The sequence below is a fragment of the Mucilaginibacter sp. genome (assembly GCF_025362475.1).
Lineage (GTDB): Bacteria > Bacteroidota > Bacteroidia > Sphingobacteriales > Sphingobacteriaceae > Mucilaginibacter.
This window is the reverse complement of sequence record NZ_JANYGH010000055.1, coordinates 32,236-45,968: the sequence shown is the minus strand read 5'-3', so window position 1 is coordinate 45,968 and position 13,733 is coordinate 32,236. Positions and strand designations below refer to the sequence as shown.

Sequence of the window (13,733 nt, the reverse complement as noted above, 5' to 3'; positions counted from 1 at the left end):
GGTATAAAAGCTTATCGCCTTCATTTAACTGCCAAAATAAGTAAGTATGAATAAGATATTACTTTACAATCCTAAAAGTGCTATAGCCAAGCACCGCATTCCCAATTCTATTTTAAATATCGCCGCGTCTGTTGAAGGTAAATATGATTGGGTGATTGTAGATGGTAATTGTGAATCAGATCCCCTTCAAAAGATTGAAAGTTATTTAAAAACCGGTGAGTTTGGCTACCTTGGTTTTACAGTGATGCCGGGGCCTCAACTAAGGGAAGCTATTCCTCTATCAAAAAAAATAAAAGAGAGATACCCTTACACTACTATGATATGGGGAGGATACTTCCCTTCAAGTCAGCCAAAAGCGGTTTTAAGCTCGGGCTTTGTTGATTTTATCATCAACGGTCCGGGAGATAATGCTTTCCCGAGATTGATAGATGCCCTTGAAAATCATGAACCCTATGAGTTTATTAAAAACCTGATTTACAAAGCCGATGGCAAAATAACCAAAACCATTAAGGAAGATCTGCTTGATCAGGACTCATTGCCGCCATTACCTTATGATAAACTTGCCACTTTTTATCCTATAGACAGGTACCTGGGCAAAACCTATTTAGGAAAACGTACCATGGCCTATCACTCCAGTATTGGCTGCCCCTTTACCTGCTCATTTTGTGCCGTTGTGCCAATTTATGAAGCACGCTGGAAAGCAAAATCGGCCAAAACGGTTTATAAGGATGTTAAATACATTAAAGACAGGTGGGGCGCAGATGCCATTGAGTTTCATGACAATAACTTCTTTGTATCAGAAAAACGTACCGTTGAGTTTGCGAAACTGATAGAGCCTGAAAATATGACATGGTGGGGGATGGCCCGTATCGACACCATGGATAAATTCAGCGATGCCTCATTGGCACAGATTCGTAAAGCTGGCTGCAAAATCATATTTTTTGGCGCCGAAAGTGGTAATAATGATATTTTGGAGCAGCTGGATAAAGGAGGCACCCAAACAGGCGAACAAATCATCCGTTTTGCCGAGCGGTTAAAAAAGTTTGATATCATCCCTGAGTATTCATTTGTTTTGGGAACACCAGCCCCAACGCCCGAAAAAGTACAGGCACAGATAGATTTTGAAATTGATTTTATAAAAAAGGTAAAAGCTGTAAATCCGCGTACCGAGATTGTACTGTATACTTATACCCCGGTACCCACCGAAGGTTCGGAACTTTATAAACAGGTTTTGGAACAGGGTTTTGAATACCCAAAAAGTCTTGAAGATTGGATAAGTCCGGCCTGGGAAAATTTTGATCTGCGTAAAAATCCATTAACACCCTGGCTAAAACCAGAAATGATAGATAAGATCCGCAACTTTGAAACTGTACTTAATGGCGTATATCCAACTGTCACGGATATTAAGCTTAATGATATTAAAAGAAAAGCGATCAAATTAGTATCTACCCTGCGTTATAAAACCAACCTGTATAAATATCCTTACGAAATTAAAATACTGCAACGCTTATGGGAATACCGCCAGCCAGAAATACAGGGCTTTTAATTTGTAAAACCATTGAAGACCAACGTAAATAATATTGCCCCCGATATAACCCAAGCTGCCCAGGAAGCATTTGAGGAAATGTATATTGCTGTTCGTGATAAAGAGGGTAGGTTATATAGCGATAAAGAGGTAGCCCGCTTACCCAATATAGATAAAGGGCATAGGTATTACAAAGAATGGAGAAAGAGAAAGCAATCGTCAGAACAACTTATCACTTATCTTAAACAAAGGCAACAGCCACTTCACGTACTGGAAGTTGGTTGCGGTAATGGCTGGCTTTCTTCAAGGCTTGCCAATATCCATAATGCCCAGGTAACCGGGCTTGATCCTAACCGGGTAGAAATTGAACAGGCAAAACGCGTATTTAAAAAAAAGCCCAACCTGAAATTTATTCACGGTTCATTTGATAACAATACTTTTAACGGACCTGTAAAATTTGATGTGATCATATTTGCGGCGTCAATACAATATTTCCCGTCGATAAAAGATACCATAGCTGATGCTTTTTCTTTATTAAGCAAAACAGGGCGGGTACACGTACTTGACACTCCTTTTTATCATACAAACGAATTAGAAATGGCCGCTAAAAGGAGTTTTGTTTATTATGATTCTCTGGGCTTTCCGCAAATGTCTCACTATTACTATCATCACCCCTTAAAACAAGTGTTGGAGCTTAAGCACAAAACGATGATCGATCCAACAACATTATGGAACAGGTTGACCAAAAAAAACATTTTTTACTGGATAATATTAAAACCCTGAACATGAGCGGGCAAACCATATTGCAAACGTTTAAGCGTTACCGCACCCTGCAAACACACAGGATATCGGCATTGCCAATTGTAATATTGATGCCGCACAGCGCCTGTAATTGCCGTTGTGTAATGTGTGATATATGGAAAGACAATAAAAACTTAAAGCAGCTTACGGCCGAAGATATCAGCGGCTTGTTAGAGTCACTTAAATCATTAGGAACCACGCAAGTGCTGATGTCTGGCGGAGAAGCTTTACTCAATAAAAACTTTTTCACATTATGCAAAATTTTGAAAGATGTGGGGATTAGTGTTATATTGCTCACTACCGGCTTATCTATAAAAAGCAATGCCGATGATATTTTAAAATACGTTAGCGAGGTAATTGTATCTATTGATGGAGATGAACCACTGCATGATGCCATCAGGAACATCCCCAATGCCTTTAAAAAACTAAAAGAGGGCGTGGAGTATATTAAGAAGCTAAACCCTGCATATCGAATTACAGGCCGTACGGTAATCCATCGCCTCAATTATCGCAATTGGGCGGCCATCATAACCGAGGCCAAAAAAATGGGACTTAACCAGGTAAGCTTTTTACCTGCCGATGTTAGCAGTTACGCTTTTAACCGCCAGCAAGCTTGGGCCGAACCTAAGCAGAACGAGATCCTGATATCGGAAAAAGAACTGCCCGAGCTTTGCGAAGTGATCAGCTATTTATTTACCGAGTTTAACCATGAATTCCACAACGGCTTCATTGCTGAAAGTAAAGAAAAGATACAGGATATATATCATTATTATGCAGCGTTTTACGGCCTAAATGAATTCCCTTTTAAAAAATGCAACGCCCCCTGGGTATCTACCGTTGTGGAAGCTGATGGAACGGTTAGGCCATGCTTTTTTTTAGAATCGATGGGAAATATCCGCGACACATCGTTAATCAATATATTGAATAGCCCGGATGCTATCGCGTTTCGCAAATCATTAAATACTTCAACAAATCCGACCTGTGTAAAATGCGTGTGCTCACTTAATCTGTCGCCATTAACACATCTATCGTAATTTTATGAACCAGTTAAATAACATATTGTTTACGCATTCCTATTTTTTGCGGTTCGACCCAAAGCAATGGGCCATGGGGCAACCATATGCCCCTTTGGGAACATTGTATGCAGCCTCAAATATGCGGATGAACGGCTACGAAGTTTCGTTTTTCGATAACATGTTTTCGCACACGGCAGAAGAGATTATACCTGTGATTGAACAAATCAAACCGGGCTTTTTTGTAATTTATGATGATGGGTTCAATTACCTCACCAAAATGTGCCTTACCAATATGCGGGAGGCTGCTTTTAAAATGTGTAAACTGGCTAAAGACCGCGGCTGCACGGTAATAGTTTCAAGCTCAGACTCTACCGACAGATATAAAGAGTATTTGCTGGAGGGTGCCAACTTTGTAATAATTGGCGAAGCCGAACAAACCCTTCTTGAGCTAACAAGTGCGATTAAGAATCGAGAAGAGGATTTTTCACAAATACCAGGACTTGCTTATTTAAAAAACGATGCTGCATTTAAAACCGTTGCCCGCCCTGTATTAAAAAACCTGGATGCATTGCCTTTACCAGCCTGGGATTTGATTGATATTACTCCTTATAAGGAAAGCTGGGTAAAACATGCTGGGTATTTTTCCATGAACATTGGTACCACGCGCGGATGCCCCTTTAAATGTAACTGGTGCGCCAAGCCCATTTATGGCAACCGGTACAATTCACGCAGCCCAGAGAACGTGATAACCGAACTGAAACTATTGAAGAACATGTTCAACATGGATCACATATGGTTCTGTGATGATATTTTTGGATTGAAACCAGGTTGGGTTAATGAGTTTGCCAAACTTGTTAAACAGGAGGGCTTACGGTTCAGGTACAAGCTTCAATCCCGTGCCGACCTGCTTTTGGATGATGAAAATGTAAGCGCGCTGGCGGCCTCTGGCTGCGATAATGTTTGGATAGGGGCAGAAAGCGGTTCGCAAAAAATATTGGACGCCATGGATAAAGGAACTACCATTCACCAGATCTCTGCAGCAACACAACTGATGAAAAGCCATGGTATAAAACCATCGTTTTTTATACAGTTTGGCTATCCCGGCGAAACAAAGGACGATATTGCGCTTACCATCAACATGATTAACGATCTGTTACCGTATGAGATCGGCATATCGGTATCATACCCACTGCCTGGTACCTTATTTTATGAAAAGGTAAAAGCCAACATGCAGCAAAAAACCAACTGGACAGATTCTGACGAGATGGCGCTGATGTTTAGTAATACCTTTAGTCCGGCCTATTACAAGCAGTTACATAAATATGTGCATCAGAACTATCATGCCCACCTGGCAAAATATAATCTTATCAAGCTGTTTAAAAATCCACTTAACCCCAATATAAAACGAATCAGGAAAGCGGTTTCATTGATATACCATGCCCCAGCCACCCTGATAGCCGGGTTTAAATTAAGCAAATTGGAAAAAGCGCTATGAGTGAAGTCACCTTTACAAATAATGAGGCAAATGCTTCTGATGCCTTCAGCAGGCAATCAGTGGTATTTGACGAAATTTACTCAAACAATGCCATTATTAATTATAAAAGAGCAAGAGTAAGAGATCATGTATTACAGTATTTAAAGCCCGGCAGCAGGATACTCGAGCTTAACAGCGGCACGGGTGAGGATGCCCTCTTCTTCGCTAAGCAAGGTCATTACGTACATGCAACTGATATATCAACAGGCATGCAAAATATATTGGAGCAAAAATCCGCACCTTATCGGGATCATATCAGCTTTGAAACCTGCTCGTTTACTCAACTTAGTCAATTAAATCAAAAAGGGCCATATGATCATATTTTCTCCAATTTCGGCGGCTTAAATTGTACCGCCGAACTGGATAAGGTTTTATTATCATTTGATGCCCTTTTAAAGCCCGGAGGAAAAGTAACGATGGTTATCATTACTCCATTTTGCTTATGGGAAACATTGTTGATTTTTAAAGGAAAGTTTAAAACAGCATTTAGGCGTTTATTTAGCAGCAAGGGACGATTAGCACACGTTGAAGGTGCTTATTTCAAATGCTTTTATTATAGCAACTCATTTATTATAAACACTTTACAAAATTCATTTAAAGTGTTAAAGCTGGAAGGTTTATGTACGATAGTGCCTCCTTCATATATAGAAGGCTTTGCAGAAAAACATCCTATAACTTATAAATTCCTGAAGAATAAAGAAGACAAATTAAAAAGCACATGGCCCTGGAAGCATATTGGCGATTACTTTATTATTTCATTAGAGAAAAAATAAATGACCATTATAAGCCTTGAAAAAATAACTTTGCCGGGCAAATCGCCACGCCCATGTTTAAAAAAATTATTCCTGGTTTATTGTTTAGCATGCTTTGGGCTACAGGGTCTGTTGCTGTTAAGTTAGGAATACACTCTGCAGATGCCCTGATGTTGGCCAGTATAAGATTTATAGCAACCGGTTTGTTTTTTGGCCCGTACTTTGGTTTATTCAGGAAGGAGCGATTCTGGCCTTTAAAACACGAATGGAAAAGCATATTTATTTACGGCTTTTTATGCACTACCTTAACACTGGGGTCTTTTTTTGCTGCCCAACGTTACGCCTCGGCCGGTATTAGTATGTTGTTTATAGCGGTAGCTCCATTATTAATCGCTTTGTTTTCATCATTAATTTTAAAGAGAAAGCTTACACGGTTTGAAATTGTGGGTATGCTTATTGCCTTTACCGGCCTGGTACTTGCTTCTGCAACAGCATTGCCTAATGCCACTATAAAACCTATAGGCATCTTATTGTTGACCATCTATGTACTGGCTTATGCATCAAGCAGCGTTTATTTTTCAACTTTAAATATTTCGTTACCAAATGTATCCTTTAACATCTGGCAGGTATTTGTGGGAGGGATAATACTTTTACCTTTTTGCCCCTTGTTTCATCAAAATCACATCCATCATGTCGATCTTAACTTGTTTCTGTCGCTCTTTTGGTTAATCGTTGTACTTTCATTTATAGCCAATCAGCTATGGCTCCACCTGGTAGGGCAGGATGCTGTTACAGCCGGTACCTGGCTGTATGTTACACCTGTATTTGGATATGCTTTTGGATACCTGTTACTTGGCGAAAGCATTACCATTTATGCTATTGCAGGTACATTACTGGTAGTTTCGGGCCTGGTTATTTCTAAAATGAAGGGTTAAGAAAATCATCCAATATTGCCAGATAATTCAGCTGTTAATTAAGTAGATCAATTAGCCACACTGTGCTGATTTTCTTCTAATAGTTGTGCAACTTTAGCTTCAAAGCGGCTAATCAATTTAAACTGGAAGTTTGCGGGATCTGGTTTGGCAAAATGTTTGCCGGTTACCATTGCCAATACGGTGCCATGATTGTTTACTCTTTTTTGCTGCGTTTTAAGATTCCATCTATCGGCGGTAATTTTCATCAATTTATCATCCAGGCTGTCGCCAACTTTATTATTCAGTAATACCTCAAATAAACTTTTTAAAATATTCTTTTTTAATGCTTTAGCCGTTGATACCCTCATGATATGATTAGGCAGATATTTTAGTGTCCAGGCGTTTGCAGTAAAAAAATCAGCAAAGGTAGTATCGCCTTGTATGGGTATTAGTGTTACTACTTCTGTGGCGGTATAAATATTTTTTTCGGCAATTTCAGGCTCGCATTCGTCAATGTAATAGTTCATGCAAAAGCAATGTTGCCTATTAACCAAAAAAGTTAATTTTTTGAAACAATGCATCAACGTACGTGCTATCCAGAGACGATTAGGGGCCGTAATAATAAAGAGATCAATATCAGATGCATCATCTGCATAATTTTTTGAGAGAGAGCCAGAAATGGCAATCCCACGCACATAAGGAAACCTAATTAGCAGGTTACCAACCTTATAAGCGGTTTTTATCATCTCAAAGGCTTTTTGGTTTCCCTTGTTGCGACGCTGTACCAGGTATTGATCATTTTTAAGACTATAATACTTATCAAAACGAAATATTAACCGGCCGCCCACTAAACAAGCCAATGCTTCATCAAACGTTTTCCACTCATATTTTACGGGCAAAAACAGGCAAACTTCCTCGCGGGTGAGTGGATAATTAAACGCATCAAAATAGGCCAGGGTAGCCAATATGTTCTTTTTAATTTCTGACACTTTATTGATGGTTAAATTTTGACTAAAAGCGGACCTGATCTGCATATATATTAGTATGACGTAACTGTTAAACGGTTGGTTGCTATCTCGTTTGAATTTTCATGTGATTTGTTTTTGCCGGCGAGGGATGATTTTTCTGAGCTATCGGAAAATAAGAAAAACGCAAAGAAAAAGCTGTAAAACATAACACCCTTGTCCGCATCCAGCACGTTTTCGGATAAGGATACGATAGCTATTACCAGCATAAAACTGATAAAAACCAGGTCCTTTTTTTTAAAGGCCATTTTAAATCCGTAGCCCAGTGTAAGCAAATAGACAAGCAAACCCCAAACGCCCGATTTCATTATAAAACTGAGGTATTGATTATGGGAATTTAAACCTGCAAGAAACGAACTATACATTTTAGCCTTAAAAAATTCATCATGCAGTAAGGAAACCTCTGAGCCCGAACCATAACCCATTAACGGCCGTTGCTTTATTAGTTCGACCACCACATGCCAACGGGCCAGGCGGGGATCGGTACTTTCGCCTGGTCTGGCAACAGCAAAATCATCTTTTAAACTGGTTATATACCGTTCATTGAACGATTTTCCATTTAAAACTATAACAAAGGCCAAAGTTGACAAAGCGAGCCCTACTAACATAAATGTGAGCCTTTTTTTGCCCAGGAACAGGCAATATGGAAGTGCCAGGTTAACAATCAGGAACAACACTGCCAATATAGATTTTGAACTTAATTGAATAATACCACATAATAGTATAAAACAACAGACGCCATAAAGCAGCTTTAACGATAACGCCAAGGGTTTAAACAGCAGGGTTAATAAATATACCAACCCTATTACCAGCTGAAGGGAAAAAAAGGTGGCATGCATATCAATTGGTTCCGAGAAGTTATGATTGGTAAATGCAGCTGATAATATTGTTTTTATGGGTAAATGGTAGTATCTGATGGTTATAAGGGCATCGACATATAAATAAATTATGGTTGCCGTACAAACAAGGCCAAATGCCAGCAATAAATTTGATCTGTATTTTTTAAAATCGAGGGCATTAAGTGCAAACACAACAGGAAACAACAAAGCAGGCAAGCGTAATGTTAACTCGTTAATAGCCTGGGAGCGGTAAAGGGAATAAACCGTAGCAATCAGCGATACTAAGAATACCGATTGTAATACTGCCGTTTTTACAGTAAAGACCGATACCAGCGTTCCTTTTTTAAAGTAGATAAGTGTATGAATTATAAAGCTAATCAATATAATATGGCTGTAAAACCTATCAAACGGCAGGCTTGCCATCAGCAACATGATGTGAAAGTAACTTATCTTATTAGCGTTGGTATCGCATATCAGCAACAATTGCTTCATAGTTTTTACGTTTATAGCTCTCTACAATAAATTCTTCGTATTGATCAATAACCCGCTCCCAATTAAACTGGTATTTTATTTTGCGTAGGTTATTCATTACCATATTTTTTTCCAGATCCTTCCGTTGAACATTCTCCACTAGTTGAGTTACCTCTGCAGCATTTGAAAAATAAAACGCATCCTTATTTAATACTGATTTATTGAAAGGGTTGTTGTGCGCGGCTATTAAGGCTTCACTGGCCATGGCTTCTAAAAGAGAAGGGTTTGTACCACCAACGCTATGCCCATGGAAATACAGGTAGGAGTTGTTTTGCAACGACCTAACTTTAGGCGTATCAAAAATGGCCCCTTTGAATTGGATCCGTTCATCATTGGCAAATCTATTGGTGATGAATTTTCCAAATCGGTTATCGGTATTCCCCAAAACTTTAAAACTTTTAGTGGAGTTACTTTTATTAAAACCCTCTAATATGGTTTCGATATTGTTTTCAGGCTCCATGCGTGCCATCAGCAAAAAGTAGTCTTCTTTAACAGCTTGTGTAAAATGGTATTGCTCGCGTTCAATATCAGTGAAAACATCTGCGCCATATGGAATATACTTACTATCAATGTTGTACTTATCCTTTAGGTATGATTTTATCACCATCGAATCGGCAACATAGTACTGACTGTATTGCACCGCCAGTTTTTCGGCATATTTCAGAAATTTTTGTACGGCCCTGGAATATTTTGATCTTTTCCATTCCATGCCATCCATATTGGAAATAATAGTACTGTTTTTAGGATAAAGCGGCCCCCAAACCGAGCTGCTGGTATACCCCATGAGCATTACCACATCAAAATTTCTTTTGCGGGCATCAAGCAGGCAGTTCATATCATAAATAAACTGACCGGCAGTACCTATAAGGTATTCAGGATCATAACAGTGCCTTATCTCCACACCATTCCAGTTATCCTTTGAATAGGGGTGGTTGTGCGAATTATAAACAGTTACAGCGTGGCCATGTTTTACCAGGCCGGCAGATACATATTCTGATATATGCTCAAACCCTCCGTAGTAATTCGGTATGCCCCTGGTTCCTAATATTGCTATGCGTAGTTTCATGTTATAATACAGATTGATATGCTTTTAGCGTTTGTGTTGCGGCGTGTTTCCATGTATATTTTTCAAGGATCTTATTTCTCAAATGATTATTAACGGGTGACTGACTTGCCTTTTCTATTGCATTGAATATACTTTGTGGTGAAGCAGGGTCGCAATAAAAGGCATCATTGCCAAAATATTCCCTCACATCACCCTTATCACTAATAACTACATTACAAGCCATCAGCGCAGCTTCTATTGAACTTAAGCCCGTGGTTTCAAACCAGCTGGGTAACACATGTACCCTGGCGCGGGCATAGTATTTTACCAGCTGATGCTGGGGTACCTGGTCAACAAATTCAATATTATCAGCAGCTATATCCCGGCATTCACGGTAATACGCCGCCTGGTTTGGCGCATGGCCCCCGATAAGTAGCAGGTGGTACGCGGTGTTATTTAATGCTTTAATGAGGTTCAACTGGTTTTTAATTCCCTCTATTCGCGCGGCACAAATAACCTGTTTATCGTCTTTGATGACGGATCCATCATATTTAAATAAATGCTGATCTGTGCCGTTTGGTATTACCATATGCTTTACTTCGCCAGGGTAATTGTTCAATACACGCTGATATTCTGATTGTGAATTTGGCAGGATCATAGCCGTACGGCGTAAAATATCCATGATGCTTTTACGCTGCCCCTTCCATGTGTACGACATGCTGGCCATTCCGTCACGGCCGAGCAGAAATCTTGCCATTGTTTTAACATATTCAACACCATCAGTCGGTAAGTACCTGAGCAGCCTGCCTAAGCCTTTGCGGTGTTGCTGATCATATTCACTGTAGTTGCAAAGGATAGTTGACACCACAAAGGGTTTTTCCGCCTTATAGCTGTGATACAAAATATCGGCGGGGCGACTGAGGTTAAAAAAATGCAGCAGATCATAACTGTTGTAATTGATATGCTCGTTTGCCAGTTTTATTTCGGCGGTGATACCCATAAATGTAAGGTGACGGGCAGTTTGAACAACCTGAACAGTATCACCACCAGGGGCAGTATACAATGTAGACCGGGTTATAAATGCTACTTTCATAACGCTGGCCCTCCCGAAATGAATTTATGCAACCAGGAGATTATACCCGCTGGAAAATAACTAACTGTGTACAATAGGTAGTTATCTAACCTAAGCGGAGATATGCTGATGGCTCTTGCGGCATATAAACGGGCCTTTTGTGGCTGAAAATTATTGAGCAATAATTTTTTACCACAAAGCGCATAATAAGAACCCTGCTTAATTTTAGCTGAATATTGTTTTTCGCCAATCTTAGCCAGCAAGTTACCCTCGCTGATACTTATAGCGCGGTTTTTAAGAGTAGTATATTTAATATGCCTGAATTTGCGCGGCCTCCACTTTTCATCAATAGTAACAGATTCGGGGTTGAGCCTCACTTTAATAAGTGGTTGAGCAAGATTACAAGCCTTTTGATCTTTAAGGATATTTACCCATAAAAAATGATCTTCAAAGGTATAAGCATGCTCATTATAGCCCCCCTTACTGATAACCATATCCTTTTTGTAAAAAACGCAGGAATGGATGAATGGGCAAACCGAATATTTAAGCTTCTGGATCTCCTCATTATTAAATGCCGGAGGTTTATGTGTAAATAGAAAATGCCCATCCATATCAATATAGTCTGCTGCCGAACCTATAACGCTGTATTCGAGATTGGCTACCATGAAGTCATATTGCAGCTGCAACCTTTCGGGGTAGCAAATATCATCGGCATCAAAACGGGCAATAAACGGTGCACGGGCATATTTTAAACCATAATTTAAGGCATTGGCTATACCTTTATTGTCCTGATATATAACCACAATACGGGGGTCATTAAATGCCCCAATCACCTCAACCGTATCATCTGTCGATCCGTCGTTAACTATCAATAACTCAAAATCAGCAAAAGTTTGCCTCAATACAGATTCAATGGCGTCACCAATATATTTCTCTGCATTATAAGCCGGCATCAAAACCGTTATTTTGGGAATATCAAAATTCATTTGTTAACGGTTTAAGGGTTGAGTTTTCTTTTATATTAAGCAAAAGCAACAGTTCAAAAAACACCACCACTGATAGTTGTTCAATCCAGTATTCTATGAAAAAAACAGCCAGCATTAAAAGCAAAATGGGCAAACCATAAGTTAACACGCTGTGATGTTTGGCAAAAAAGCCCAGGTAGTAAATGAAAAACCCTGCAATGCCAATCAATCCATATTCGGCGAGTAGTTGATCGTAAACAGAAAAAGGACTATTGGTTAGTGAATGCAAACCAGCCCTTTTGCTAAAATAATTAAGGTACACATCAAGATGATTCACCATAAAATCATGATTGATATAAACAAATTTATGCGGATAGCCGCCAGCAAAACCAAGCCCGGTAGCCCGGAATGCCAGTTTGGATGAAAAATTCCCCATGCCAATACCGGTAATTGTATTGTTTAAATGTTTTTGCAAAAAAAAGGCAGTTTGTAAAAAACCTTTAATCTTGCCTGGCGTAGTTGGAGTTGACTCCGGAGTTTCTTTACCTGAAATTGGCAGCTCCTTTTTATGTGCATCTATAAATTGAACGAGTTTTTCTTGTTCGGGGGGTGTTTGTTTACTGCTTTGATAGGAGGCCGAATTGATATCAGGTCCTTTAATGGCAATACGGCCACCATCTACTACATAAACCTTGCTCTCGGCGTTTGTGATCGCTTTATCATGTAGATGCTTTACAGTGTAAACGCTATCCATAAATATTTTAGCTATCTTTTGCCTGCGCTCATCAGCGTTCAGTACGCTATCTGGTCTAAATCTGATTTGGACGTTTGCCCATATCGAGGGCTTTGCTACAGATACATCTTTATGAAGCAAAGTCTTTACCGTATCTGTTGCATAGTTGTTGTTTTGCGGGGATATTTTCGCCATAAAAACACTCAGGAAAACGAGGCAAATTACGATCAGGCTTTTTTGATAGCGATTGCTCCGGAAAGCAAATACCAGCAAAAATATCAGCAGGATAACAATATTGATAAAGTTACTGCCGGTAAGCAGGAGGGTAGCCATACAAACAAAAAGCATGAGCGCATTTTTGCGAACCAGGAAATATATTACACCGGCAGCATTCAACACAGCATTGGTAGTTGAAGTATCAAAAGTGATCCCCCTTACATAATCGCCGGTGTTAATGAAGTATTTCTGAAGCTGGGCCTGGTAGGTATAAGGATTAATGGCATGCGTATCTAAAAAAATAACAGCGAGGTTGCCCACAGAAAACAGCGCGTTTATAATGAAAAACACAATAATGGTTTGATGAATCACTGCCGGATCATTTTGCTCAACTGCCAGTTTAACCTGGTGAATGGCCAGGATACAAACAATCCAAAAACCGATGCCGGTTAAAAGCACCACTGTATAGTTAAGATTAGCGTAGTTATTACCAATAAGCCAATTGAAAACAGCTATGGCTATAACCAAAGGATAAAAAATTGGTAAACGGGAGTTTTTAAAACTGAAACCGAATTTAAAATTGAATTGCAGTAAAGTAAACAGGATGATGACCGGAATTTTAATGACCAACTTTACATTTAAAAACAAAAGCAAAAAGGCAAGGAGCTTTAAATCCACCTTGTTTTTTATCTTCTCATTAAAATAAAAAATTGCTTTGTCAATCAACATTTCCCTGGGTTTTCTTAAAGTCATTACGACCTCAAA

Annotated in this window: 12 protein-coding genes; 6 read left to right on the top strand and 6 right to left on the bottom strand. The window is 39.4% G+C overall.

Going from position 1 to position 13,733, the window contains the following annotated elements; translation table 11 throughout:
- Positions 1-46: 46 nt before the first annotated feature.
- The 6 genes from Q0R88_RS17680 to Q0R88_RS17655 are packed head-to-tail and all read left to right on the top strand — an operon-like array spanning position 47 to position 6,563.
- Positions 47-1,546, top strand: a complete 1,500-nt coding sequence (locus Q0R88_RS17680; protein ID WP_295718648.1) for a radical SAM protein — start codon at positions 47-49, stop codon at positions 1,544-1,546.
- 12 nt (positions 1,547-1,558) lie between these two features.
- Complete coding sequence (locus Q0R88_RS17675; protein ID WP_295718646.1) at positions 1,559-2,308, top strand: methyltransferase domain-containing protein; 750 nt, start codon at positions 1,559-1,561, stop codon at positions 2,306-2,308.
- Positions 2,254-3,360: a radical SAM protein gene (locus Q0R88_RS17670; RefSeq protein ID WP_295718644.1), complete on the top strand. Its 1,107-nt coding sequence runs from the start codon at positions 2,254-2,256 to the stop codon at positions 3,358-3,360. Before Q0R88_RS17675 ends, Q0R88_RS17670 begins: the two co-directional genes overlap by 55 nt.
- Before the next feature lie 4 nt (positions 3,361-3,364).
- A complete protein-coding gene (locus tag Q0R88_RS17665) occupies positions 3,365-4,837 on the top strand; it encodes a radical SAM protein (protein WP_295718642.1) in 1,473 nt (490 codons plus the stop codon).
- Positions 4,834-5,649 (top strand): class I SAM-dependent methyltransferase, encoded by an 816-nt coding sequence (locus tag Q0R88_RS17660; RefSeq protein ID WP_295718639.1) that lies wholly within the window; start codon positions 4,834-4,836, stop codon positions 5,647-5,649. Before Q0R88_RS17665 ends, Q0R88_RS17660 begins: the two co-directional genes overlap by 4 nt.
- Before the next feature lie 53 nt (positions 5,650-5,702).
- Entirely contained in the window at positions 5,703-6,563 is an 861-nt protein-coding gene (locus Q0R88_RS17655; RefSeq protein WP_295718636.1) for a DMT family transporter, read from the top strand.
- 47 nt (positions 6,564-6,610) lie between these two features.
- On the opposite strand, the gene Q0R88_RS17650 is transcribed toward Q0R88_RS17655, so the two are convergent.
- Genes Q0R88_RS17650 through Q0R88_RS17625 form a run of 6 tightly spaced genes read right to left on the bottom strand, consistent with a single transcriptional unit; the run spans position 6,611 to position 13,721 of the window.
- Positions 6,611-7,576 (bottom strand): hypothetical protein, encoded by a 966-nt coding sequence (locus Q0R88_RS17650; RefSeq protein WP_295718634.1) that lies wholly within the window; start codon positions 7,574-7,576, stop codon positions 6,611-6,613.
- Between the two features lie 5 nt (positions 7,577-7,581).
- Complete coding sequence (locus Q0R88_RS17645; protein ID WP_295718632.1) at positions 7,582-8,898, bottom strand: O-antigen ligase family protein; 1,317 nt, start codon at positions 8,896-8,898, stop codon at positions 7,582-7,584.
- Positions 8,861-10,003, bottom strand: a complete 1,143-nt coding sequence (locus Q0R88_RS17640) for a DUF1972 domain-containing protein (RefSeq protein WP_295718629.1) — start codon at positions 10,001-10,003, stop codon at positions 8,861-8,863. Before Q0R88_RS17640 ends, Q0R88_RS17645 begins: the two co-directional genes overlap by 38 nt.
- Before the next feature lies 1 nt (position 10,004).
- Positions 10,005-11,075, bottom strand: a complete 1,071-nt coding sequence (locus tag Q0R88_RS17635; RefSeq protein ID WP_295718628.1) for a glycosyltransferase family 4 protein — start codon at positions 11,073-11,075, stop codon at positions 10,005-10,007.
- On the bottom strand, positions 11,072-12,040 hold the full coding sequence (locus tag Q0R88_RS17630; protein ID WP_295718626.1) for a glycosyltransferase: 969 nt from the start codon (positions 12,038-12,040) through the stop codon (positions 11,072-11,074). The genes Q0R88_RS17635 and Q0R88_RS17630 overlap by 4 nt, the downstream gene beginning before the upstream one ends.
- Positions 12,030-13,721 (bottom strand): hypothetical protein, encoded by a 1,692-nt coding sequence (locus tag Q0R88_RS17625; RefSeq protein WP_295718624.1) that lies wholly within the window; start codon positions 13,719-13,721, stop codon positions 12,030-12,032. Before Q0R88_RS17625 ends, Q0R88_RS17630 begins: the two co-directional genes overlap by 11 nt.
- Between the last annotated feature and the right edge of the window lie 12 nt (positions 13,722-13,733).

What these genes read in the sequence shown, in the direction of transcription:
- Q0R88_RS17635 (WP_295718628.1), bottom strand. Translation starts at nt 11,075, where the DNA reads ATGAAAGTAGCATTTATAACCCGGTCTACATTGTATACTGCCCCTGGT.
- Q0R88_RS17665 (WP_295718642.1), top strand. Translation starts at nt 3,365, where the DNA reads ATGAACCAGTTAAATAACATATTGTTTACGCATTCCTATTTTTTGCGG.
- Q0R88_RS17655 (WP_295718636.1), top strand. Translation starts at nt 5,703, where the DNA reads ATGTTTAAAAAAATTATTCCTGGTTTATTGTTTAGCATGCTTTGGGCT.
- Q0R88_RS17645 (WP_295718632.1), bottom strand. Translation starts at nt 8,898, where the DNA reads ATGAAGCAATTGTTGCTGATATGCGATACCAACGCTAATAAGATAAGT.
- Q0R88_RS17625 (WP_295718624.1), bottom strand. Translation starts at nt 13,721, where the DNA reads ATGACTTTAAGAAAACCCAGGGAAATGTTGATTGACAAAGCAATTTTT.
- Q0R88_RS17670 (WP_295718644.1), top strand. Translation starts at nt 2,254, where the DNA reads ATGGAACAGGTTGACCAAAAAAAACATTTTTTACTGGATAATATTAAA.
- Q0R88_RS17680 (WP_295718648.1), top strand. Translation starts at nt 47, where the DNA reads ATGAATAAGATATTACTTTACAATCCTAAAAGTGCTATAGCCAAGCAC.
- Q0R88_RS17630 (WP_295718626.1), bottom strand. Translation starts at nt 12,040, where the DNA reads ATGAATTTTGATATTCCCAAAATAACGGTTTTGATGCCGGCTTATAAT.
- Q0R88_RS17640 (WP_295718629.1), bottom strand. Translation starts at nt 10,003, where the DNA reads ATGAAACTACGCATAGCAATATTAGGAACCAGGGGCATACCGAATTAC.
- Q0R88_RS17660 (WP_295718639.1), top strand. Translation starts at nt 4,834, where the DNA reads ATGAGTGAAGTCACCTTTACAAATAATGAGGCAAATGCTTCTGATGCC.
- Q0R88_RS17650 (WP_295718634.1), bottom strand. Translation starts at nt 7,576, where the DNA reads ATGCAGATCAGGTCCGCTTTTAGTCAAAATTTAACCATCAATAAAGTG.